General features: G+C 70.8%; 18 protein-coding genes. 10 read left to right on the top strand and 8 right to left on the bottom strand.

Annotation, left to right across the window (positions count from 1 at the left end; genetic code table 11):
• Window positions 1-30 precede the first annotated feature (30 nt).
• Window positions 31-1,704, bottom strand: coding sequence for an acyl-CoA dehydrogenase family protein (locus ACGFNH_RS16575; protein ID WP_393654206.1), 1,674 nt, complete (start codon window positions 1,702-1,704; stop codon window positions 31-33).
• Window positions 1,705-1,808: 104 nt separating this feature from the next.
• On the opposite strand from ACGFNH_RS16575, the gene ACGFNH_RS16570 reads away from it, so the two are divergent.
• A complete protein-coding gene (locus ACGFNH_RS16570) occupies window positions 1,809-2,615 on the top strand; it encodes a PaaX family transcriptional regulator C-terminal domain-containing protein (protein WP_393654204.1) in 807 nt (268 codons plus the stop codon).
• Window positions 2,616-2,737: 122 nt separating this feature from the next.
• On the top strand, window positions 2,738-3,709 hold the full coding sequence (locus ACGFNH_RS16565) for a hypothetical protein (RefSeq protein WP_393654202.1): 972 nt from the start codon (window positions 2,738-2,740) through the stop codon (window positions 3,707-3,709).
• A gap of 121 nt (window positions 3,710-3,830) precedes the next feature.
• On the opposite strand, the gene ACGFNH_RS16560 is transcribed toward ACGFNH_RS16565, so the two are convergent.
• The 7 genes from ACGFNH_RS16560 to ACGFNH_RS16530 all read right to left on the bottom strand — a co-directional run bounded on the left by ACGFNH_RS16560 (window position 3,831) and on the right by ACGFNH_RS16530 (window position 11,305).
• Window positions 3,831-4,322 (bottom strand): DUF6328 family protein, encoded by a 492-nt coding sequence (locus tag ACGFNH_RS16560; RefSeq protein WP_393654200.1) that lies wholly within the window; start codon window positions 4,320-4,322, stop codon window positions 3,831-3,833.
• 848 nt (window positions 4,323-5,170) lie between these two features.
• Window positions 5,171-6,454 (bottom strand): cytochrome P450, encoded by a 1,284-nt coding sequence (locus ACGFNH_RS16555; RefSeq protein WP_393654198.1) that lies wholly within the window; start codon window positions 6,452-6,454, stop codon window positions 5,171-5,173.
• Window positions 6,451-7,071, bottom strand: coding sequence for an ATP/GTP-binding protein (locus ACGFNH_RS16550; protein WP_393654196.1), 621 nt, complete (start codon window positions 7,069-7,071; stop codon window positions 6,451-6,453). The genes ACGFNH_RS16555 and ACGFNH_RS16550 overlap by 4 nt, the downstream gene beginning before the upstream one ends.
• Window positions 7,052-7,420, bottom strand: a complete 369-nt coding sequence (locus ACGFNH_RS16545) for a DUF742 domain-containing protein (RefSeq protein WP_393654194.1) — start codon at window positions 7,418-7,420, stop codon at window positions 7,052-7,054. Before ACGFNH_RS16545 ends, ACGFNH_RS16550 begins: the two co-directional genes overlap by 20 nt.
• Entirely contained in the window at window positions 7,417-7,824 is a 408-nt protein-coding gene (locus tag ACGFNH_RS16540) for a roadblock/LC7 domain-containing protein (RefSeq protein ID WP_393654193.1), read from the bottom strand. The genes ACGFNH_RS16545 and ACGFNH_RS16540 overlap by 4 nt, the downstream gene beginning before the upstream one ends.
• The gene (locus ACGFNH_RS16535; RefSeq protein ID WP_393654191.1) at window positions 7,821-9,401 is read right to left on the bottom strand and encodes an ATP-binding protein; all 1,581 of its coding nucleotides are present in this window, start codon (window positions 9,399-9,401) and stop codon (window positions 7,821-7,823) included. The genes ACGFNH_RS16540 and ACGFNH_RS16535 overlap by 4 nt, the downstream gene beginning before the upstream one ends.
• Before the next feature lie 842 nt (window positions 9,402-10,243).
• Window positions 10,244-11,305: a GAF domain-containing protein gene (locus ACGFNH_RS16530; RefSeq protein ID WP_393654189.1), complete on the bottom strand. Its 1,062-nt coding sequence runs from the start codon at window positions 11,303-11,305 to the stop codon at window positions 10,244-10,246.
• 599 nt (window positions 11,306-11,904) lie between these two features.
• Between ACGFNH_RS16530 and ACGFNH_RS16525 the strand changes: the two genes are divergently transcribed.
• The 8 genes from ACGFNH_RS16525 (at window position 11,905) to ACGFNH_RS16490 (ending at window position 23,322) form a co-directional block, all read left to right on the top strand.
• The gene (locus ACGFNH_RS16525) at window positions 11,905-13,914 is read left to right on the top strand and encodes a beta-ketoacyl synthase N-terminal-like domain-containing protein (protein WP_393654187.1); all 2,010 of its coding nucleotides are present in this window, start codon (window positions 11,905-11,907) and stop codon (window positions 13,912-13,914) included.
• A complete protein-coding gene (locus tag ACGFNH_RS16520; protein ID WP_393654185.1) occupies window positions 13,911-15,470 on the top strand; it encodes an amino acid adenylation domain-containing protein in 1,560 nt (519 codons plus the stop codon). Before ACGFNH_RS16525 ends, ACGFNH_RS16520 begins: the two co-directional genes overlap by 4 nt.
• A 149-nt stretch (window positions 15,471-15,619) precedes the next feature.
• Window positions 15,620-16,801, top strand: a complete 1,182-nt coding sequence (locus ACGFNH_RS16515) for an FAD-dependent oxidoreductase (protein ID WP_393654183.1) — start codon at window positions 15,620-15,622, stop codon at window positions 16,799-16,801.
• Between the two features lie 340 nt (window positions 16,802-17,141).
• On the top strand, window positions 17,142-19,760 hold the full coding sequence (locus ACGFNH_RS16510; protein ID WP_393654181.1) for a nitrate- and nitrite sensing domain-containing protein: 2,619 nt from the start codon (window positions 17,142-17,144) through the stop codon (window positions 19,758-19,760).
• Between the two features lie 13 nt (window positions 19,761-19,773).
• Window positions 19,774-20,205: a roadblock/LC7 domain-containing protein gene (locus ACGFNH_RS16505; protein ID WP_393654179.1), complete on the top strand. Its 432-nt coding sequence runs from the start codon at window positions 19,774-19,776 to the stop codon at window positions 20,203-20,205.
• Entirely contained in the window at window positions 20,202-20,585 is a 384-nt protein-coding gene (locus ACGFNH_RS16500) for a DUF742 domain-containing protein (protein WP_393654487.1), read from the top strand. Before ACGFNH_RS16505 ends, ACGFNH_RS16500 begins: the two co-directional genes overlap by 4 nt.
• A 4-nt stretch (window positions 20,586-20,589) precedes the next feature.
• A complete protein-coding gene (locus tag ACGFNH_RS16495; protein ID WP_393654177.1) occupies window positions 20,590-21,177 on the top strand; it encodes an ATP/GTP-binding protein in 588 nt (195 codons plus the stop codon).
• A gap of 309 nt (window positions 21,178-21,486) precedes the next feature.
• On the top strand, window positions 21,487-23,322 hold the full coding sequence (locus ACGFNH_RS16490; protein ID WP_393654175.1) for a transketolase: 1,836 nt from the start codon (window positions 21,487-21,489) through the stop codon (window positions 23,320-23,322).
• The last annotated feature ends 20 nt before the right edge of the window (window positions 23,323-23,342 follow it).

The following is a 23,342-nucleotide window of genomic DNA, read 5'->3' as shown; positions in this document are numbered from 1 at the left end:
CCGGGCCCCCCGGCTCCTCGTCGCCGCCGCTCACACCAGGTCCTTCGGCCTGGCGCGTTCCAGGATCGGGCCGAGGTCCGTGCCCGTGGGGAGGGTGCCGAAGGCGTTGCCCCAGTCGCCGCCGAGACGCGAGGCGCAGAAGGCGTCCGCGACCGCCGGGTGGCTGTGCCGTACGAGCAGGCTTCCCTGAAGCACCAGCGCCATCTCCTCCGCGAGACGACGGGCCCCGAGCTGCGCACGCTGCGGGTCGACGAGTCCGGAAAGCGCGGCCCGCACCCGCGCGGTCGCCGCGTCCAGCCGGGCGTCGGCACCGGCCGCGGCGTCCGCCTCGGCGAGGACGGCGTCGAGCCCAGCGGGCTCCTTCACCAGGGCGCGCAGCACATCGAGCGCCGCGACATTGCCCGAGCCTTCCCAGATGGAGAGCAGCGGCGCCTCGCGGTAGATCCGCGGCATGCCGGACTCCTCGACGTACCCGTTGCCGCCGAGGCACTCCAGGGCCTCCGCCGCGTGGACGCTGCCCCGCTTGCAGACCCAGTACTTGCCGACCGCAAGGCCCAGCCTGCGCAGCGCGGCCTCCTGCTCGTCGCCGGCCTGGGCCCGGTCGGTCGCCGCAGCGAGCCGCATCGCGAGCACCGTCGCCGCCTCCGACTCGACCGCGAGGTCGGCCAGGACGTTCCGCATCAGCGGCTGGTCGGCCAGCTCGGCGCCGAACGCCCGCCGGTGGGTGGTGTGGTGGAGGGCCTGGCGCAGGCCCGCGCGCATCCCCGCGGCCGTGCCGAGTACGCAGTCCAGCCGGGTCATGTTGACCATCTCGACGATGGTGCGCACCCCGCGTCCCAGCTCGCCCACCGGCCAGGCCACCGCTCCGTCGTACTCGATCTCCGACGAGGCGTTGGAGCGGTTGCCCAGCTTGTCCTTGAGGCGCTGCAGATGCATCCGGTTGCGCGTGCCGTCCGGCAGCACACGCGGCATCAGGAAGCATGTGAGTCCTCCCCCGGCCTCCGCCCCGGAGGTGCCCCCGGGCACCTGCGCCAGCACCAGGAACACATCGCTCATCGGCGCCGAGGTGAACCACTTGTGACCGGTGATCAGATACGAGCCGTCACCCGCGGGCACGGCCTGCGTGGTGTTGGCCCGTACGTCCGAGCCGCCCTGCTTCTCGGTCATCGACATGCCGGCGATCAGACCGGCCTTGCCCAGCGGCGGCCGCAGACCGTAGTCGTAGGTCCGGGAGGTGAGCAACGGCTCGTAGACTGCCGCGAGTTCGGGCTGGGCGCGCAGCGCGGGGACGGCGGCGTACGTCATCGAGACGGGGCAGCCGTGGCCCGGCTCGGCCTGCGACCACACGTAGAACGCGGCGGCCCGGACGAGATGGGCGCCGGAGCGCTCCTCCGCCCACGGGGCCGCGTGCAGGCCGTGCTCGACCGCCACTGTCATCAGCCGGTGCCAGGCCGGATGGAACTCGACCTCGTCGATGCGGTGCCCGTGCCGGTCGTGGGTGCGCAGCCGCGGCGGCTGCTCCTCTGCCTGGCGCGACCACTCCTGGACCTCTTCCGAACCGGCGAGTGCGCCGAGGTCCCTGACCTGCTCCTCACCCCAGCCGGCGCCGTCGCGGCGCAGCGCCTCCAGCAGCGCGGGGTCGTCCGCGGTGGTGAACGCGGTCAGCGGCGGGGCCTGGTTGAGGACTTCGTGCGTGGCGCTCACGGGCAACCTCCGGGTCGGTTCCTTGTCCCACTCCAGGACATTACACTTCCCATACAGGTGTTGGAAGAGCGTAAGAGTGCGGAAGGGCTAGGCTTACGGGCCGGATGGACGGCAGCGGCAAGGGAAACGACGGCAGCGGCGCGACCGAACGCGGACGCGATGGCCAGGACGGACGCAGCGCCGAGGAACTCGGGCTGCGCCCGCTCACGGCGCGTTCCGTCGTGCTCAGCACCCTCCTCGGCCACCACCCGCCCCATCTGCCCGTACGCTCCCTCGTCGGCGCCGGAGGGCTCTTCGGCATCGCCGAGGGCACGATCCGCGTCGCGCTCTCCCGGATGGTCGCCGCCGGCGATCTCGAGCAGCGCGACGGCGGCTATGCGCTCACCGCCCGCCTCCTGGAGCGCCAGGCCCGCCAGGACGACAGCCTGAGCCCGCGCACCCGCCGCTGGCACGGCCAGTGGGAGATCGCCGTCGTCACCGCCGAGCGCCGCCCGGCCGCCGAGCGGGCCGCCCTCCGCCAGGCCATGACCGGCCTGCGTCTCGCCGAACTCCGTGAGGGCACCTGGCTCCGCCCCGCCAACCTCGTACGGCAGCACCCGTCCGTCGTCGCCGGGCAGTGCACGCTGCTGACCGGCGCCCCGGACGGCGATCCGGTACGCCTCGCGGAAGGGCTGTGGGACCTGGACGGCTGGGCGCGGCGGGCCCGGGCGCTCCGGGCCGCCCTGGAGCAAGCCGCCGAACCGGCAGGGGAGTTCACCGCGGGAGCCGCCGTGCTCCGTCATCTAATCGCCGACCCGTTGCTGCCCGACGACCTCCTGCCCGGCGACTGGCCCGGGACCCAACTGCGGCAGCGCTACGAGGCCTTCCGCGAGGGCATGGGCCGCCTCCTCCACGCGCACGCGCTCCGCTGACCCAGCGGTCAAGGCCCGTACGTGTGTTGAGCCATCGGAGTGGATTCGCGCAATTGGGTCCGCCCCGTCTCGTTCATGCAGGACGGCCGGTGTCCGACGTGTCTGAATGGGACGGAATACAGATGAAGATCCCCTCGCGTGGAAGTTTCGCGGCGCTCGCACTCTGTGCGACGGCCGCTGCGGCGGTGTCGGTGACGCCCGCCCTCGCCGCCGAACAGCCCGGCGGGACGACCTGGGATCGCACGGGCAACGCGGCGCAGGACGACGTCCTCGGCGAGACGGTCGACGGCCTGGCCACCGAGCAGACGGCGCAGAGCCGGCCCCCGGCCATGGCCCAGGGCCCCGCCGGCGACCCGGCCGCCGTGGACCAGGGCCTCGCGAGCGAGCCCGCTCCCACTCACGAGCCCGCTCCCACTCAGGGGGCCCCGGCGCAGGCGGCCCCGGCCGGCCCGGTGCAGAGCCTCATGGGCCTCGGCATGCCCGGCCGGAGCGCCATGGCCCATCAGCCCATCACGCAGGCCGACTTCGGCACCGCCAAGGAACCGCGTGTGCCGCTCGTCGTGCCGCTGCGGACGATGGGGGGCTCTCTCTTCCCGGTGGATGCGCCGAAGATGGGCGGATCCGTGCCCGTCAGCCCGGTCGAGCAGCCTGCCGCGCAGGACATGACCCCGGAGATGACCGAGAACGGCGTCGCTCCGCGCGCCACCGTCCCGTCGCTGTCCACCACCGGCGCCCCGACGGCCTTCCTCGAAGCCCCCGTCCCGACGGTGCAGGACGGTGGCAGCCGCAGCGCCGCGCGCCTCGACGCCCCCAAGGCCCCGCTGCGTACGGCGGGCCCGGGGGCCACCCTCGATCTGCCGATCCACGCCCCGCGCGACGGCCGTCAGGGACTGCCGGAGCTGAGGGTGCCGGACGCCGGTGTGACACCGCCCTCGGCGAAGGGCGATCCGGGCGCGGGGGTCGGGCTCACGCCGCGGAACGAGGAGCAGCGGCTGCCGCTCGGAGCCCTGACGCGTACGGCGACGGGCATCGTGCCGGAGGCCGGACAGGCAGTCGGAAGCGCGCCGAAGGGCCTTGACACATCGCCTCGTTGAGCCGCGATGCTCTGCGCTGCGATCGCCTGAGCCGAGATGTGTGATCCGAGATGAGCTGATCCGCGATCTGCCGAACGCCGTGAGGCGCGGCCCCGCTGAACCGGGCCGCGCCTCACGGCGTTCAGCGGTCGCCACGCGTCCGGTGCCGAACGACGAGCGCGGGCACGAACCAGCAGCCCGCCAGCCACAGGAGCGCCCCGAACGTCAGCCAGACCGCCAAGGGGTCCGAGACGACCACGCGGAGGATCAGCAGCAGGGCCGAGAGCAGCGTGCAGAGCAGCAGCACGAGGCCCACGAGCGTGAAGCGCGAGGCCCAGGCCACGGACTCCGGTTTGAGATGCCGGCCGAAGACCATCCGGTGGAAGGAGACCGGGGCGATCAGCGCCCCGACCGCGGCCGTGCCGAAGAGGACGGTCATGACGTAGATGACGTGATCGGCGTCGCCCAGATCGTCGAAGCGCGGCGTGAAGGCAACGGTGAGCAGGAACGCCAGCAGGATCTGTACGCCGGTCTGCGCGACGCGTACCTCCTGCAGGAGCTCGCCCCATCTGCGGTCGGCCTGCTCTTCCCGGCTCTCGTGGCGTCCGGGCGGTGACTGGTGAACGTCGGACATGGCCCGCTCCTCGTTCGTCGCTAGCCCACGTGTTCCCAGGGACTCCGGAATTACGGGCCGACGGCACAGCCCGTCCGGCACAGCCCGTCCGGCACAGCCCGTCTGGGTGGGGCGCCCGGACCGGATCGTGTCGGGCCTTCCCCTCACCGACGGGCGCCGGGGCTCTCGACAGGTCACAGGAGCGGGCGGGGCTGTCGGCCGGCCGTGCCAGGTCGGCCCGGAACTCCAGCCGGTGCGGGCATCCGCGGAGACGCCGTGCGTCCGCAGGGCCTGCTGCTCCCCGGATCGCGGGATGCGGACCGGGCACGGCCGCGGGGCCGCGGCGGAACCGCGTTCGGCCGGGGGCCGCGGCGGAACCGCGTTCGGCCGGGGTGGTCCGGCCTTCCGCCCGGGGCATCCACCACTCCATCGACGGGGGAGCGCAGTCGCCGCTGTCAGGTCCCCGCTCAGGTCCAGTCGCACCCGACCATGATCGGTCTGCGCGACATGGCGGCGGAGTCCGTATCACCGAGGCGTGTGTGCGGACGTATGTGCGCCTGGAAGCCCATGTCCCCGCGATATGCGACGAGTTGGGGCTCGACAACGCCGAACGCGACCGGGTGCGGAAGGGCGTGGAGACGATCCGGCACTGGGTCAGTGGCAACTACGAGTGGGCCCTGAACACCGGCCGCTACGCCGCGGCGAAGGCCCCCCCCGCCGGGGTGGCCGAACAGCATGGCCGGGGGTCCCTGGACGATCTGCTCGCCATGCCGGGGGCTGGCCGGTGGGAGCGGACCGAGGGACGCAACGGGGCCGGCCGACCCCTTCCCGTGAGGTCGGCCGGCCCGTGTCGTCGCCGTCTTGCGCGGTCAGCCCGTGACGGGCTGCGGTGTGAACGTGACCGGGAGGCTGTCGAGGCGGGTCTCCCAGGTGGACGCGGTGGACGTCAGCTCCTCGGGCGGGATGGCCAGGCGCAGCCCCGGAAGCCGGTGCAGCAGGACATCCACGGCCGTCTCGACGATCGCTTGCCCGATGCCCTGGGCCGGGCACTCGTGCGGACCGCCGGCGAACGCGAGATGGGCCTGGTTTCCGCGGACGGAAACGGCGGAATGGGGCCGGACCTCCGGATCCGCGTTCCCGGCCGCGAGCCCCAGGACGAGCAGGTCACCGGCCTTGATGTGCTGGCCGCCGAGCTCCGTGTCGGTGGTGGCGAACCGCCCGGGATCCACGGCCAGCGGAGGTGTGTTCCACAGCACCTCCTCGACCACCGCGGAGAAGCTCATCTGCCCGCTGACCAGGTCGGTCAGATGGGCGGGGTCGATGAGGATCCGCTCCAGAACCCGGGCCAGCAGATTGCTGGTCGTGGTGTGCGCGGTGATGAGGACGAGCCGCAGATGGCTCTGGATCTCGCTCTCGTCGAGTCCTGCGTGGTGCCCCAGGAGACCGGTCGTGAAGTCGGAGCCGGGCTCCTTCCGCTTGCGCTCGGCGAGTTCACCGAGCACCTGCATGATGCGTCCGTCGTGCGCGACCGCGTCCTCGCCCTTGATGAGCTTGGCGCAACTGGTCGCCAGACGCAGCCCGTCGTCCTCCGGCAGACCGAAGAGCCGGGTGAGCACCAGCATCGGAAGGTACTCGGCGAACTGCGGCACCAGGTCGGCGTGGCCGTCGGCCGCGAACGCACTGATCTGCTTGTTGGCGAAGTGCGTCACATGGCGGCGGATCCCGCGGCTCGCGGCCCGCTGGAGATTGTCGGTCACGGCACCCCGTAGCCGTCTGTGGGGTTCGCCGTCCTGGGACAGGCAGTCGGGCCGCCACACCAGCATCGGAACGAGCGGCGACGTCTCCTCGATGCGCCCCTCCTTCCAGTCCCGCCAACTCCGCGAGTCCCGGCTGAACTGGCTCGGGTTGTCCAGCACCCGCCGGTTCTCGCGATAGCCGAGGACCAGCCAGGCATGCACATCGCCTTCGAGCAGGACGGGAGCGACCGGGCCGAACTGCTTGCGCAGACGCGAGTAGATGCCCTGCGGATCGGCCGAGGCCTCCGGCCCGTAGAGCCTCGTCAGACCCCCGGGGCCGACGGCCCGGACCGGGCACCCGGCTGCGGGATCCTCCGGTGCGCCGGGACGCTGGCCGTGGGCGGGCTGGGCGTTCATCGGGGCTCCAATGCGGCGGTGGACCGTTCCTGGAGGTGCTTGATGAGCGTGATGAGCACATTCCGGCTCGATCCTCGATCACGGGCGTCGAAGGTGACGACGGGGGTGTCGGGGTCCACGTCCAGGGCTTCTCGTATTTCGTCCTCGGGATGGCTGTTCGAGTCGGGAAAGACGTTGAGAGCCACGACGAACGGGACGTCCAGGCGCTCCATCTCCTCGATGGCGCGGAAGCTGGTCGCGAGCCGGCGGGTGTCCACCAGGACGACAGCTCCCAGGGCGCCCTTGAAGAGCCCGTTCCACAGGAACCAGAAGCGCTCCTGACCGGGCGTCCCGAACAGGTAGAGGATCAACTGCTCGTTGAGACTGATCCGCCCGAAGTCGAGGCTCACCGTGGTGGTCTTCTTGTCCGCCACGCCTATGAGGTCGTCGACCCCGGCGCTCGCCTCGGTCAGCGTCTCCTCCGTCGTGAGCGGCTCGATGTCGCTGACGTTGGCGACCATGGTGGTCTTGCCGGTGCCGAAGCCGCCGGCGACCATCACCTTCACCGAGCGGCTGCCGGCGTGGAGTTCGGCCGCCGGGATGGGTGATTCGTGTTGATCAGATCCGTTGAAGTCCACGGAGAACCTCCTCCAGCAGTGCTTGGTACGCCCCTTGGCCGACCGAGGCCGGAATGGGGTCACGGGCTTCCACACGGCCGGCCTTCAGCAGGTCGGCCACCAGCACCGCGAGAATGTTGAACGGCAGTCGAAGACGGGCACCGAGTTCGGCGACCGAGAGCGGGTTGCGGCACAGCCGCAGGATCGCGTCGAGCTCGTGCTGCATCCCCGCGTCCGGGGCGGAGTTGGCGACGACCAGCGTCGCCACGTCGAGCGTCGTCGCGATCCCCTCCGGGCTGCTGCGACCGCCGGTGAGGACGTAGAAGCGCTCGAGGCCGAACGGATCCGTGGTCCGGGAGGGCTCGCTCATCCAGAGTGCTCGTCCTGACGAGGCGTGGTGCCGAGGTGGTCGCCCATCTGCCGGGCCGTGGTCCTCATCTTGTGACCCAGCAGGCCCTGGTCGAGCCCCTCCTCGGCCATGACGCCGAGATAGGTCTCCGTACCGGCCCGCACCACGAAGAGATGGCCGCCGTCGACCTCGATCATCGCCAGCCGCAACTGACCGCGATCCTTGGGGAATTGCTGCGCGACGGGCTGGGCAAGGGACTGCAGTCCTGCCACCACGGCGGCGAACCGGTCGGATGTGTCGCGGTCGGTTCCGTGGGCCGTGATGGCGGTCCCGTCGCTGGACGCCACCAGTGCGAAGCGGATCTCCTGGATGCTCTCCGTCAGGTCACGCAGAGCCCAGCTCATGTCGGTCACATGCTGCGTCATGGCTTGTCACTCTCCGGCTCGTCTACGAGGTCGTCGGTGTCGCTCCCGGCCGTGGGCCGGCTGCCCGAGGCGAAGGCGGCCATCCCGGAGAACGACTGCTCCGAGGGCACCGCGAACGAGTCGTCCTGGGGGACCGCGGTGGCGGCGGGCTTTCCGGTGGCGCCGTCCTCCACGGGCGACTCGGGCCGACGGGGCAGCCTGCTGCGCTTCGGCAGCCCGCCGGGGGTGGTCGACGACCGGTCCGTGATCGCGGGCTCCGCCACGTCCAGCGCGGGGGGTTCGCTGCGCTGCTGCGGTACGGCCGGGACCGTGGGGGAGTCGGGGACGGTTGCCGAGGCGAGCGGACTGAAGTACTTCAGCGGTACGACGACCACGACCGAAGTGCCGAGCCAGGGCGAGTCGTCGAAGGTCACCCTGATGTCGTACTTGCGCGCCAGGGCGCCCACCACGCGCAGACCGAGCTGGGCCTCCTCCGCCAGACCGCCGATGGCGGGGCCTGCGGCGACGCCGTCCAGGGCCTGCTGGGCCTCGCGCTTCTTCTCCTCGTTCAGCCCCTTGCCGGCGTCCTGGATCTTGATGCCGACGCCGTTGGGCACCTCCTTGCCGGAGACGATGACCGGCTCGGTCGGAGGCGAGTACCGCGTGGCGTTGTCCAGCAACTGGGCCAGGATCAGGGTGAGATGGTCGACCAGTGCGCCGTCGACGCCGAGGTCGGGGAGCTGCGCCACCTCGACGCGCTCGAAGTCCTTGATGCGCCCCTGGCCGCCGCGGACCACGCTGAGCAGCCGGCGGGGCTCCTGGAACTGTCGCGATGGCCGGTCCGCTCCGCCGAGGACGACGATGCTGGCCGCCAGGCAGTCGGCGGGCCCGACCTCCCTGTCCAGCGCCATCAGCCCCTGGGCCACGGCGGGTTGGCCACCGTGTTCCTGCTGCATGCCGTGCAGCAGGCCGCGGATCTTGCTGGTGTGGACCTGCATCCGGCTGCCGATGCTGACGACGGCCTGTTCCGCCGAGGAGGAGCGGTTGAACTCGTCCTCGAAGCGGAGCAGCATCTCCCTCAGCAGAGCCCGGTGCTCCGCGCCGAACTCCGCGGGGATGTCGGGGGACCGGACCACGGACGACAGCACGTCGTCGATCGCCGCTCCCTCGTCCCGCATCTGTCTCAGCGCTTCGGGGAGGTACTTCTCGGCGATCCGGGCCACGAGCGACTTCTCGCGCTCGACCTGGAGTTGGGCCTGATGCAGTTGCTCCTGCATCTGCGCGGCGAGTGTGGAGCGTACGGACTCGATCCGCGCCTGCTCGGCATCCGACTGCCGGCGCCGGTACTGCTCCTGCTGAGCCACAGCCGCCTGCTGCTCGTCCTCGGCCCGGTGCAGCCGCCGCTGAAGGCGGATCAGGAGCCCGGCGCACGCGACCGTGGTGGCCGCTATCCCGCCGACGAGTACGGACGTATGGACCTCGGCCGGCCCGGTGGCCGCGGTGACGAGCGTCCCGGCACACAGAGCGGGGGGCACCAGCCACGAGGTGTACCGCAGGGCGGGTGCTCGGGCCGCGGGAGGGGGAGTGGCACGTTCCATCGACATCCTCACAGCAACACCATCGAATGGGGGGACAAGTGGCGGGACACGTGGCCTGACGTCGTGTGGGCCGTGCCCGGACACAGCGGCACTCCTCGGATCACTGAACGGATCTCCCTTGAGACAGGCATGACGTGGGCGGGCGGGATGCGACAGTGTGTAGTCGCGTCAACTCGCCCAGCCACAGCGGAGCTTAGCGGTCCGTAACTATGCCGTTGGCACTCACGAAGCAGATTTCCCGACAACTTGACACCGGGGGTTCGGATGTGATTGCGCACGGGTGCCTCGGGCCGCTGCCAGGGGCCCCCGGGCCGCGGGCCGGTCCGCCGGGGGCGCTGGGGAGGAGCAAATCCGGGCATGGCCGCGGAGAAAACTGTCCGGATCCCGATTCGGAAACCCGTTCGTGTGCGGGTTGTTGTTCCAGGTATTCGAGAAAAAGCCCTTCACGCTCGCCCCTTGCCTTTTCGTGAATAGCGTGTGGAGAAAAGATGGGGGTCACCCCAGGGCGCGCGAAAAGGCGTGAAGAGTAAACGGGGGAGCAATTCGACCGTTTCGGGTGGGGCCGCATGCGCGCATGCCGACGGCACGGCGCGATACGTCGGCACGCAAAAGGTGCGCGGGGATACGAAACGGGAAGCGGAAGGCAGGCAGCGGGCGAGGGGCGGCGGCGCCGCCCCGCTCGCCCCGTACCCGTGAGGGGTGATGCGCCATCACCCCGGGAGCTGCCGTCGGCTCGGCGCCGGTAGCGTCTGTTTCTGTGTCAGGCCGCCCTGTACGTCGCCCGCGGAGACGGGATGACGGACCCCCTTCCCGAGGTGGACGTCACGGCCGGACGCGGGCGTTCACCGCAGAAAGACACTGCTCTCGTTGCCCTGGCCGGGCTGAGGCCAACCCGTGTTGCCCGGGCTGAGGTTCTCGAGCTGGTTCTTGAAGTCCTGTGCGAACTGCCGGGGTTCGGACTCCGTCGTCGGCTGGTCGGTGATGTTCATCGCGACCGTCAGGACTCCGCTGATGGGAGCCGAGGGGGACAGCCGTACGGGCGTGCAGGTGAAGGTGAACCTCTGCGGCGTCAGCGAGTCGAAGGAGGTGATCTGCGCCTCGGGCAGGGTCATGGTCTGACCCGTCCGGTAGGCATGGTCCATCGCGTTGAAGACGCCGACCGCGTCCAGCGCCGAGAGAACCTGGCGTCCCGGGCTGAGCTGTCGTACCCGTCCGAACGCCGTGCCCTGCCTGGCGTTGGCGTAGCGCAGCAGATGGTCCGGCCCCTCGGTGAGCATGATGGGGAAGGGGGCGCGGTCGAAGATGGCGAACATCTCCTGCTGCTGGGCCAGCAGGCTGTCCCGCAAACGGAATTCGGAGAGCAGCGTCTCCGCCAGCTGCTGCATGCTCTCCTTGCGCGCCGTGCCCCACTGACGCGGCTTCATGTCGGCCACGCACAGGGTGCCGAGGATCATGCCGGTGTGGTCCCGGAGCGGGGTGCCGAGATAGGCGCGCACACCCATCTCGTTGACCAGCGGGTTCCCCTTGAAGCGCGGGTACGCGAAGACGTCGTCCAGGGCCAGTTGGGACCCCTGGGCCACCACATGCGGGCAGAACCCGTAGTTGATCGGTGCCTCGCGCGGGATTTCGGCGGGGAGGTCGCTGAGGTCGAACGCGATCGCTCTTCCGTCGCCGTCACCGTCACCGTCGGGGTCGGACGGGGGGACGTACATGCCGCGGAACATCTGCTGGTCCGCGTTGATGAAGTTGACCATGGCGAGCGGCGCCTGGGTCAGGCTGGCCGCGATGCCCGCGATGCGGTCGAACTCCGGCTCGGGGTCAGGGCCGTTGAGGCGGAGCTTCTGCAGCCGCCTGGTGCGTCGCTCACCGCTCTGCCGGGCTTGATCGGGCGTCTGGGGATCCATGACTGGAAATGAAACCAGATCCGCGCCCGTACGTACTGCCACAAGCGGAACTTCCGATGGCTCTCATCGTACTGGCACCGCTACGGTGCTACCCGGCCCGCGGAGCGCTGCGCCGGGATCGGAAAGCTGCTCAACTCTGCATGCTGTCCCGTTTCCCGGCGCTTCAATCTCCCGTCGATCACTTCCCGCCAATCTTGGGATCGGTAACAGGGGGAAACGGTTTTGCATACGACAATCACGTGTTGGGTTGTCGTCGGCGAGAGGCGTGAACGTTGCTGCCTGGTGCCGGGTACCTGCCGGACGCGTGAAGTTCTGTCGCGACCGGCGCGTGGCCCCTGCCGCCCGCCGACGACACCGGTGCGTGCCCTGCGGGCACATGGTCCGGCCAGGCGCCCCCGGGGATGTGACTGGCCAGCACGGAGTTGAGAACTCATTCATCTGACGACGAGCTCCCACCCGCCCGTACCGGGGGGTGGCTTTCTCGGTATGGCGGCGCGGGTATGCAGCCCAGGTCGCGTCGCCGGCTCCGCGGCAGCACCGCGGAGCGAGCGAACAGCAGCAGCGCTGGGACGTCGGGGACGCATCGAAGGAGTGGACTGATGAAGAGGTCGACAGCGGACATCGAGGCACGGTCTATTGCCGTGATCGGCCTGGCCTGCCGGTTCCCCGGCGCGTCAGGAGCCGATCAGCTCTGGCAGTTGATGCGTGACGGTTCGGACGTGACGAGCGAGACGCCACCTGAACGATATGACGTGGACACCCTGTATTCCCCTAGTCCAGGGCCGGGGAGGATCACCAGCCGCCGCGCGGGCTACGTCCAGGGCATGGCGGACTTCGACGCGGAGTTCTTCGAGATGTCGTCCACCGAGGCAGCGGAACTCGACCCGCAGCAGAGGCTGTTGATGATGACGGCCTGGGAGGCGCTGGAGGACGCGGGACAGCGGCCCGACCGCCTCGCGGGCAGCCGTACCGGGGTCTTCGTCGGGGCTGCCCGCGGTGACTACCTGGATCTCCAGTACCGCCGGGGACTCGACGCCGTCACGCCGTCCCTGTTCAACAACCAGCGCTCGCTGCTGCCCGGGCGTCTCTCCTACGTCTTCGACTTCCGCGGGCCCAGCATGCTGGTGGACACCGCCTGCTCGTCCTCGGTCGTATCCGTCCACATGGCCGTGCAGAGCCTGCGTGCCGGCGAGAGCTCGCTCGCCCTCGCAGCCGGGGTCAACCTCAAACTCCGCCCGGACGAAGAGGTGTTGATGACCCAGGCCGGAACGCTCGCGCCGGACGGCCGCAGCAAGTTCGGCGACGCCGGTGCCGACGGGTACGGCCCGAGCGACGGCGTCGGGGTCGTCGTCCTCAAGCCGCTCACCCAGGCCGTCGCCGACGGCGACCGCATCAGGGCCGTGATCCTCGGCAGTGCCGTCAGCAACGACGGCCGCTCCGGCGGCTCCCTGCTGGCCCCCTCGCTGGAGGGCCAGACCCAGGTCCTGAGATGGGCGTACGAGGACGCCGGGATCTCCCCGGCCGACGTGGACTTCGTGGAGGCGCACGGGACGGGCTCGCCGACCCTGGACCCGCTGGAGTTCAACGCTCTGGGAGAGGTCCTCGGCGAGGGCAGGCCCTCCCAGCGGCCCGTCTACGTCGGCTCGGTGAAGACCAACATCGGCCACGCGGAGGCGGCGGGCGGCGTGGCCGGGCTGATCAAGGCCGTCCTCTGCCTGGAGCACGGCCAGATCCCGGCCAGCCTCAACTTCGAGGTGCCGAACCCCCTCGTCCCCTGGGACGAACTGCCGCTGGCCGTACCGGTCAAGCTCCAGGACCTGCCCGACCACGGCCGCCCGGCCGTCGCGGGCGTCAGCGGCCAGGGCGTCTCCTGCCTCAACGCGCATCTGGTGGTGCGTCAGGGGGAGACCCGGCCGACCGGTCAGGATCCGGCACGCTGGCGCCGGCGCAGCGGGGACCTCGCCGTGTGGCGGCGCCGGAGCGCCAAGCCGTGCGTGCTGCCGCTGTCCGCGCGGAGCCCGGAGGCGCTGGACGCGCTGGTGCGCTCCTACGCCGCGTATCTGGCGCCGGACGGGCCGGGCTCGGCGTACGCGCTGCGCGACATCTGCCACAGCGCGGCGACGCGCAGGCAGCACCACCCCCACCGGCTCGCCGTCGTCGCCGCCTCCCACGAGGAGATGGTGGAGGAGCTGGGAGCGGTGGGGACGAAGGGCGGACGGGGGAAGGCGCCCGCACACTTGAGCACCGCCGCGCAGCGGTACCGCGACGGTGAGAGCGTCGACTGGGACGAGGTGTTCGGCCAGCGCTGCCGCTACGTTCCGCTGCCGGGCCACCCCTGGCGGACCAGGCGCTACTGGCTCGGCGAGCAGGGGGACGCGGACGGGACGGGCGACCTGGCGACCCGGGTGCTGACCGAGCACGCGCGCACCACGTACGCGGACACCTCCCTGTTGTCCGAGATCGGGATCGACTCCCTCGCGCGGCTGCAGATCGTCCTGAAGCTGGCCAATGACCACGGCTACGAGTTCGAGGTCGAGGACCTCGCCGATCTGCGCACGGTGGGCGCGTTCCGGCAGTGGGTGGGCAGGCTGGAGGCGAATCCCGTATGAGCGCCGGATCGCAGACCCTGTACGCATGGTTTGCCGGCTCCGCCGACCGGTTCGGCGACTGCACGGCGCTGGAAGTGGGCGGAGAGACGCTCACCTACGGTGAACTGCGGGATCTGGTGGAGCGGCTGGCCGCACGGCTGGTCGCCTCGGCCGGGGGCGTCGCTCCCCGGCGCGTAGGGCTCCTGGCGAGCCGGTCGGTGACCTCGTACGCCGGCTACCTCGCCATCCTGCGGGCCGGAGCGGCCGTCGTGCCGCTCAACCCGGAGTACCCCGCCTCGCGCAACGCGGCGACAGCCGCGGCGGCGGAGCTGGACACGGTGATCGCCGAGTCGGTGGGGGCCGACGGCGACCTGGGTGTTCCGCTCCTGGTCGCAGGGTCCGAGGAGTTGGCGGCCCTGCGTGCTCAGGCGCCTCCCGCGCTGCCGCCCTGCCCGGCCACGCCCGACGACATCGCGTACATCATCTTCACCTCGGGCTCGACCGGCACACCCAAGGGCGTGCCGGTCCTGCACCGCAACATCGACGCCTATCTGGCCCACGTCGTGCCCCGGTACGACGTGGGCCCCGGCAGCAGACTCTCGCAGACCTTCGAGCCGACCTTCGACGGATCGGTGCACGACCTGTTCGTGGCCTGGGGCGGCGGAGGCACCCTCGTCGTGCCGAGGCGGGGGCAGCTCATGTCCCCGGTGAAGTTCATCAACACCGCCCGGCTCACGCACTGGTTCTCGGTGCCGTCGCTGGCGTCCTTCGCCTCCCGCCTCGGCACGCTCACCCCGGGCAGCATGCCCACGCTGCGCCGGAGCGTGTTCGGGGGCGAGGCACTGACGCTCTCCCAGGCACGGGCCTGGCAGGCCGCCGCCCCGGGGAGCAGGCTGGAAAACCTCTACGGGCCGACCGAACTCACCATCTCCTGCACGGAGTACGGCCTCCCGGGCTCCGTGGAGGACTGGCCCCGTACGGCCAACGGCACCGTGCCGATGGGCTCCTGCTACTCCACCCTGGAGTCCCTGATCCTGGACGAGAAGGGGGAGCCGGCCGGCACGGGGGAGCTGTGCGTCCGCGGACCGCAGCGCTTTCCCGGCTACCTGGACCCGGCGAACAACGCCGGCCGTTTCCTCACCCGCGACGAGGACGGCACCCTGGAGCACCACGCGGGCACGTCCCCCCTCACCGACCGGCACTGGTACCGCACCGGCGACCGGGTCACGGTGGAGGAGGGCGGGCTGCTGGTGTACCTGGGGCGTACGGACCACCAGGTCAAGATCCGTGGCCACCGCATCGAACTCGGCGACATCGAGGCGCCGTTGAGGGAGCAGGCCGGGGTGCGGGACGCGATCGTGCTCGCCGTCGAAGGCCCGGACGGGGAGAAGGACCTGACGGCAGCCGTCAGCGGGAGCGGCTGCGACGCGGAGGAGTTGTATTCTGCCCTGCGCGCCCGCTTGCCTCCGTACATGATGCCTCGTCGGATAACCGCCCTCGAAGAACTGCCCCGCAACACCAATGGCAAGATCGACCGGCGCGCACTGCTCGCTGCACTCGGTGACACCCCCCACTGACTGACCCAAGCCAGCAGGCCCACGCAAGGTCCGGCAACACGTCCGAGCGTTCGGCCCCGCGTTCGCGCCGGGCCGGTGCCGGGGCTGTGACGACCGCGTGTGGAGTCCCTGCGCAACTCCCTCTCGCTGACGGTCTGTGAGGCTCACACATGTTCGATGTCATCGTGGTGGGGGCGCGATGCGCCGGCTCCCCCACCGCCATGCTGCTCGCCCGTGCGGGGTACCGGGTGCTCATGCTCGATCGGCAGGAGTTCCCCTCCGACACCCTGTCCACCCACCTCGTCCACCAGCCCGGCGTCGCGGCCCTCGCCCGCTGGGGCCTGCTCGACCGCGTCCGCGCCTCCGGCTGCCCCCCGCTGGAGCGCGCCGTCTACGAGGTCGACGACATCCGTCTCGAGGGCTGCGGCCGGGGCGTGGAGGGGCAGACCGCCGGATACGCGCCGCGCCGCCACGTCCTGGACGCGATCCTGGTGGACGGCGCGGTCGAGGCGGGGGTGGAGTTCCGCAGCGGCTGCAGGGTGCGGGGCCTGCTCCGGGACGGGGCCGGGCGCGTGGTCGGTGTGGAGGGGACGCGGGGGAGCGAGCCGTTCACCGAGCGGGCCCGGCTCGTCATCGGGGCGGACGGTATGCGCTCCGTTGTCGCCGCGCTCTGCGGGGCGCAGTTCACCGCGCAGGACCCGCGGTTGACCTGTGCGTACTACACCTACTGGCGGGATGTACCGGCACAGTTCGAGCTGTACGAGAGACCGGGCAGCTGGGTGGCCGCCGTGCCGACCAACGACGAAGCGACCCTGGTCCTCACCTACTTCCCGCAGTCCCGCTTCGACGAGGTGCGCAAGGACGTTCAGGGGGCGTACCTGGAACAGGTGCGCACCACTGCCCCCTCCCTCTTCGAGCGGCTCCAGGGCAAGCGCCCTGCGGAGCGCATGCGCGGCACGGGGGATCAGCAGAACTTCTTCCGGGAGGCAACGGGCCCCGGTTGGGCGCTGGTCGGGGACGCCGGGCACCACAAGGACTCCATCACCGCCCGCGGGATCAGCGACGCCTTCTTCCAGGCGGAGTCGCTCGTACGGCACGTGGGGGAGCGGCTCGGCGTACCCGAGCGGCTGGACGAGGCGCTGCGCTCCTGGGCGCGGGAGCGGAACGAGACCCTGCGCGAGGGGTACGACGCGACACTGGCGGTGGCCCAGCTCGAGACGCACGAGCAGCGTCTGTCGCTGCTCCGTGCGGTGCAGTCCGATCCGGATCTCACCGCGATCTATTTCGACATGGTCGCGGGGGCCGAGTCCGCCAGCGCGCTCTACACCCCGAAACTCCTGGCCCTGTTGTGACGAAAGACCCCGAACCGGCCCGAATCCGCCGGGTGTTGGCGCGGGGACGATTCGGTCCAGTGGCGCCACGCCCCTGCTTATGGCCTCAACGACGCAAAAGGCTCGGAAGGGCCCGCCATTTTATAGGCCGTTGAGTGCTGACTACTGAGGTCGTCCGCTTCCAGTCGAAGGTGCCGCGCGACCCTGGTACGGTGCATCCGGTCGGTCGCCGATGACACAGAGTCAACGCGCCGTTCCACGCACGCGTCCGGGCTTCCGGGCGACCGGTACGCCCTTCCCTCCACCTTCGTTCCACTGCCGCACGAGGAATCAGATGCCAGGGTTACGACACCGGCACACAGTGACCAGTGCCGCTCATCGCAAATCGATTCGATTTACGCTCACCCTGCTGATCCTCACTCCTTTACTGGTCCTCACGGCACTGTGGGGATACGCGGCGAGCGTCTGGACCGGAGAAGGTCTCGCCCTGCGCGCCGACGCGGAGTTGGCCGCATCGGCGGGCAAGCCTGCTCACACCCTCGTGGTGCGTCTGCAGGAGGAGCGCCGTCTCACGGCTTCCTGGCAGGCCTCGCCGGGTGACGCCTCCCGTAGCGCGGTGACCGATGCGCGCGGCAGCACCGATGCCGCGGTCGAGAGGTTTCGTGCGTGGCGCTCCGCCATGGACACCACCGACGGTGCGGTCAAGGGCGGGGCCAACGGCCTGAACAAGGCGCTGGAAGAGCTGTCGCAGCAGCGCGACGCGATCGACCAGCGTGCCTCCGAAGGCCGTGAGGCCTTCCGGTACTACACGGACACCGTCGAGGAGGGCACCGCTCTGCTCGCGTCGGTGACGCGTATCGGAGAGGGCCGCCTTGCCTACGACAGCGCCGCCGTGAACCGCCTGGTGCAGTTCTCGGAGATGCTCTCCCGCGAGGACGCCCTGTTCACCACCGCAAAGGCGTCCAACCGTCTGACGGCCGGTACACGCACGGAGTTCGGCCAGTACGTCGCGGTCCAGCAGCAGGCGGCCATGGCGCTCGACACCGCGGACCTGTCCGCGAGCGACGCCAAGGCGTTCCGGCGTATCACCGGAAGCCCGCAGTGGGCGCTTGTGGTATCGCTCGAGGACGATGTGATCTCGGGACGCTCCGGGCTGCCCGAACAGGCGGGCAAGTGGCGGGAGTCCGCGGACATCGTGGGCCAGGACCTGCGCGAGCTGGGTACCGGCGCCCTGGGCGGCGTGACCGCCGAGGCGACGTCCCGCGCGGACGACCTGATCCTGCGGGTCGTCATCGGTTCCTTCGTGGCCCTGGCCGTGCTGGGTGCCGCGGGCGTGCTCGTACCGCGGTTCACCCGCTCCCTGGCCGAACGGCTGTCCCGGATCCACGAATCCACCGTGGAGTTGGCCGACACTCGGCTTCCACGTCTGGTCGAGCAAATCGGCAGGGGCGAACAGGCGGAACCGGTCGAGCCGAATCCGGAACAGGACCACGGGACCGACGAAGTGGGCCGGCTCGCCACGGCGACGCAGTATCTGGCCCGGGCCGTCGAGTCCATGTTCGTGCAGCAGGCCCGGCAGTACGTACAGCAGGCGCGCAAGAGGGACGGCACGGAGCAGGCGTTCCTCGGCCTCGCCCGCCGTACGCAGGTTCTGATCAACCGCATGATCCCCAAGCTCGACGAACTGGAGCGCAAGCACCAGGACTCGGAGCTGCTGAAGGACATCTTCGCGGTCGACCACCTCGCCACCCGCGTACGACGGCACACGGAGAACCTCGTCATCCTCGGAGGTTCCCCGCCCGTCCGCCGCTGGAGCAAGGCCGTCCCGATCTACGAGGTGCTGCGCAGTGCCATCTCGGAGACCGAGCACTACAGCCGGGTGGACGCCCTGCCCGCTCCCCAGGTGTCCCTCGTCGGACGGGCCGTCGCCGACGTCGTCCACCTCGTCGCCGAACTCATCGAGAACGGCACGGCGTTCTCCCCGCCCGAGACCAAGGTCACCGTCAGCGCCATGCAGGTCGCCAAGGGCCTGGCGCTGCAGGTCGAGGACCGAGGCCTCGGGATGAGCGAGGAGAACTACGAGCACATCAACACCCTGCTCGCCGAGCCGCCCGAGCTCGACATGATGACGCTGGGCGAGACCCCGCGGCTGGGCATCTTCGTGGTCGCCCGGCTGGCCAAGCGGCACAACCTCGAGATCTCGCTGCGCAAGTCGCCGTACGGCGGCACCCTCGCGATCGTGCTGCTGCCCAGCGCCATGCTGGAGGAGACCAAGTCCCTGCTGTCGGGCCTGATTTCCGAGCATCTGCAGGAGACGCAGCAGGAGGTCCAGCAGGAGCTCCAACAGCAGGAAGTGCAGCGGGAGACCGAGATCCCCGCCGTCCCCGGGCCCCGTTCGGGCCTGGGCGAGTCGCTCGCGGGAGCGGGGGCCGGCCTCGGCTTGGCCGGCCCCGGCGAGGGACTGCATGCGCCGAGCATCGGCACGGGTATCAGCATGCCGGAGTCGCTCGACGACCACAGCGGCTATCCGACGTACGGAGGCGCGGGCCTGTTGCCGATCACACCGGGGGAACCATCGGAGGACGTCGGTGCTCCGGCCGCGCGGCCGCACCCTCACGAGGGTGCGGACCACACCGGCGGACACACCACGCCCACCGCGCACGACACCCCGCCCGGCGCTCCCGCCGAGACCGCTCGTCCCGTTCCGCCCGCTCCCCGGGCGCCGACGGCGAACAGGCTCCCGACGAGAGTGCGTGGCGAGAGCCTCGCGGAACCCTTGCGCAAGACGGCTCATGGCAACCCCGAGCAGGACGACACGGGCTCAGCCGCCACTGCCTCCCCAGACCGGGCAGGGGCCACGATGGCCGCCATCCAGTCGGCCAACCGGCGAGCCCGGACCTCGAGGCCTGCAGACCCGCCTGGCGCCCACGATTCCCAGGCGGGAACGCCCGGGCACGGCGCAGGCCCCGAGGATCTCTGAGGAAGGATCAGCGATGATTCACCAGACCAACACCACGAGTGAGCTGAATTGGCTCCTGAACAACCTGGTAGCCGACGTCCCGGAAGTCCGTCACGCGCTGGTGCTTGCTCAGGACGGTCTGGCTCTCGCCTGGTCGAAGGACCTCAGGCGGGAGGACGCGGAGCATCTGTCGGCCGTGGCTTCCGGGTTGCAGAGCCTCTCCCACGGTGCGGCGCGCCACTTCGCGGGCGGCCAGGTTCGGCAGACCGTCATCGAGATGGATCACGCCTTCCTCTTCGTCAGCAACGCCGGTACGGGGGCGAGGCTCGCCGTGCTCGCCACCGACCAGGTGGACGCCGGCATCGCGGCGTACGAAATGGCCATGATCGTTCAGAAGGTCGGCGCGTACCTGAGCGCGGCACCTCGTGCGGAGGTCCCAACCGGCCGTCACAGTAAGGATCTCTGACCATCTCGAAGAACAGACCGTGGTTCGACGAGGGCGCCGGATACCTCGTCCGGCCCTACGCCATCACCGGAGGACGTACCCGGCACAGCCGGTCCGACTTCGCTCTGATCACCCTCGTGGCGACAACACGGTCTGGCTCTCTGCCCCCTGGGCACGTGGAGCAGCCGGAGTCGGAAGCCATTCTCGACATCTGCCGGCAGCGTCCCCTGGCGGTCGCCGAGATCGCCGCGCTGCTGGACCTTCCCCCGAGTGTGGTGAAGGTGCTCTGCGGAGACCTGCTCGACAAGTCAATGATCGTCATCAAGGCGCCGGGTTCGGTGACGGACGTCCCGAGCGTTGCACTACTGGAGAGAGTGATCCGTGGAATTCGCCAGCTCTGAGCGGATGAGTGGTTCCGCCGCCATGCCCACAGCGCTCAAGATCCTCATAGCCGGGGGCTTCGGTGTGGGCAAGACCACGATGATCGGCTCGGTGAGCGAGGTCCCCCCGCTGGAGACCGAGGAGTACATGACCCAGGCGAGCCTGGGCGTCGACGATCTCGCGGGCACCCCCGACAAGGAAACGACCACGGTCGCCATGGACTTCGGCCGTATCACCCTGGATCCGGACCATGTGCTCTATCTGTTCGGCACACCCGGGCAGGAGCGTTTCTGGTTCATGTGGGACGACCTCGCGCTCGGCTCGCTCGGCGCGGTCGTCCTCGCCGACCCGCGCCGTATGGCCGACAGCTTCGCCTCGCTGGACTTCTTCGAGCAGCGCGGCATCCCCTTCGCCGTCGGCGTCAACTGCTTCTACGGCCACTGCGACTTCACGCCCGAGGAGGTTCATGCCGCCCTGAACCTCAAGTCGCCTGCCCCGGTGGTCATGTGCGATGTCCGGCGCCGCAACTCCAGCAAGAGTCTGCTGCTGGCGCTGCTGGAGTCGGCCAGGGCGGAGGCGGCGGCACGGCTGTCGCCCGTCCCGGGGCACTGATCCCGGCGGGATGCCGCCCGGCGGTGCGCTGATCCCGCACCGCACGCCGGGCGGGCCCGCTTTCCGGGGCTCGGTATGCCTACGCACTTCTGCGGGCGCCAGGCCCCGCAGAAAGGTTTGTCCGCCTCGGAAGGTTTGTCCGCCCCGGGGCCGGTCCTCCCGTACGTGCCTCGCCGCCGATGCCCTGTGCCGGCCGTCGCCGGCCGCGCCCACGGCGCCGGGCGGGGCCCGGCCTCCGGTGCACGGATCCCGCTGTGTGGTGCCCTCGATGCCGGGTACTCGCAGACAGTCCTGAGCGGGAGGGCCGAGATGAACCACGAACACCTGCACGAGCTGGGGCAGCAGCTCCGCGTGGACGCGGTCCGCGCCGCCGACGCCGCAGGCTCCGGCCACCCGACGTCCTCGATGTCGGCCGCCGACCTCATGGCCGTACTCCTGGCGAACCACTTCCAGTACTCCTTCGACCGGCCCGAGCACCCCGGCAACGACCATCTGGTCTTCTCCAAGGGCCATGCCTCACCCCTGCTCTACGCCCTGTTCAAGGCGGCGGGCGCGGTGCCCGACGACGAACTGCTGAGCTTCCGCAAGCTCGGCAGCCGTCTGGAGGGGCACCCGACACCGCAGCTCCCGTGGGTCGAGGTCGCCACCGGCTCGCTCGGGCAGGGCCTGCCCGTCGGGGTCGGCCTGGCCCTGACGGGCAAGCGGCTCGACCGGCTGCCGTACCGGGTCTGGGTGCTGTGCGGTGACAGCGAGCTGGCCGAGGGCTCCCTGTGGGAGGCGTTCGAGCACGCCGGGCACGAGCGGCTCGACAACCTCACCGCCGTCATCGACGTCAACCGGCTCGGGCAGCGCGGGCCCACCCGCCACGAGTGGCAGCTCGACGCCTACGCCCGGCGCATCGAGGCGTTCGGCTGGCACACCGTCGAGATCGACGGGCACGACATCGCCGCCATCGACCAGGCGTACGCCGAGGCCAGGGTCACCGCCCGCCGCCCGACCGCCATCATCGCCCGCACGATGAAGGGGCGCGGCGTCGCCGCCGTCGAGGACCGGGAGGGCTTCCACGGCAAGCCGCTGCCGGACGCGGAAGCGGCCATCGCCGAGCTGGGCGGCATCCGCGACATCCAGGTCGACGTGCAGGCCCCGCCCGAGGTGCAGGACCCGCAGCACCCCACCGCCCCCCTGCAACTGCCGCGGTACGACATCGGCGGGACGGCCGCCACGCGCACCGCGTACGGGCAGGCGCTCGCGGCGCTCGGCATCGCGCGCTCGGACGTCGTCGCGCTGGACGCAGAGGTCGGGGACTCCACCCGCGCCGAGTACTTCGCCAAGGAGAACCCCGACCGGTACTTCGAGTGCTACATCGCCGAGCAGCAGATGGTGGCCGCCGCCGTCGGCATGCAGGCCCGCGGCTGGGTGCCGTACGTCGCGACCTTCGCCGCCTTCCTCACCCGTGCCCACGACTTCCTGCGGATGGCCGCGGTGAGCCGGGCCCGACTGGCCGTCGCCGGTTCGCACGCCGGCGTCGCTATCGGCGAGGACGGCCCTTCGCAGATGGGGCTCGAGGACCTGGCGATGTTCCGGTCCCTCCACGACAGCACCGTGCTCTACCCGTGCGACGCCAACCAGACCGCCCGGCTCGTGGCCGCGATGGCCGACCGCCCCGGCATCAGCTATCTGCGCACCACACGCGGCAACACCCGGGTCATCTACGGCAGCGACGAGGAGTTCCCCATCGGCGGCAGTTCGCTGCTGCGCTCCTCCGAGGACGACCGGGTCACCCTGATCGGCGCGGGCGTCACGGTCCACGAGGCGCTGACGGCCGCGGGTCGGCTCGCGGAGGAGGGCATCCACGCGCGGGTGATCGACCTCTACTCGCTCAAGCCCGTCGACACCGTGGCCCTGCGCGCCGCAGCCGACGCGACCGGGTGCCTGATCACCGTCGAGGATCACCACCCCGAGGGCGGCCTGGGCGACGCGGTGGCCGAGGCGTTCGCCGACGGCAGGCCCGTACCGCGGCTGATCCGGCTTGCCGTACGGTGCCAGCCCGGCTCGGCCGCGCCGGAGGAGCAGCTGCACGCGGCCGGTATCGACGCGGACGCGATCGTTGCGACGGCACGGCGGCTCGTGGACATGGCGGGCTGACGCATCCGCCGGGCGTCAGG

The sequence above is a fragment of the Streptomyces sp. NPDC048639 genome (genome assembly GCF_043199075.1).
GTDB lineage: Bacteria > Actinomycetota > Actinomycetes > Streptomycetales > Streptomycetaceae > Streptomyces.
This window is presented reverse-complemented; position numbering and strand designations above follow the sequence as displayed.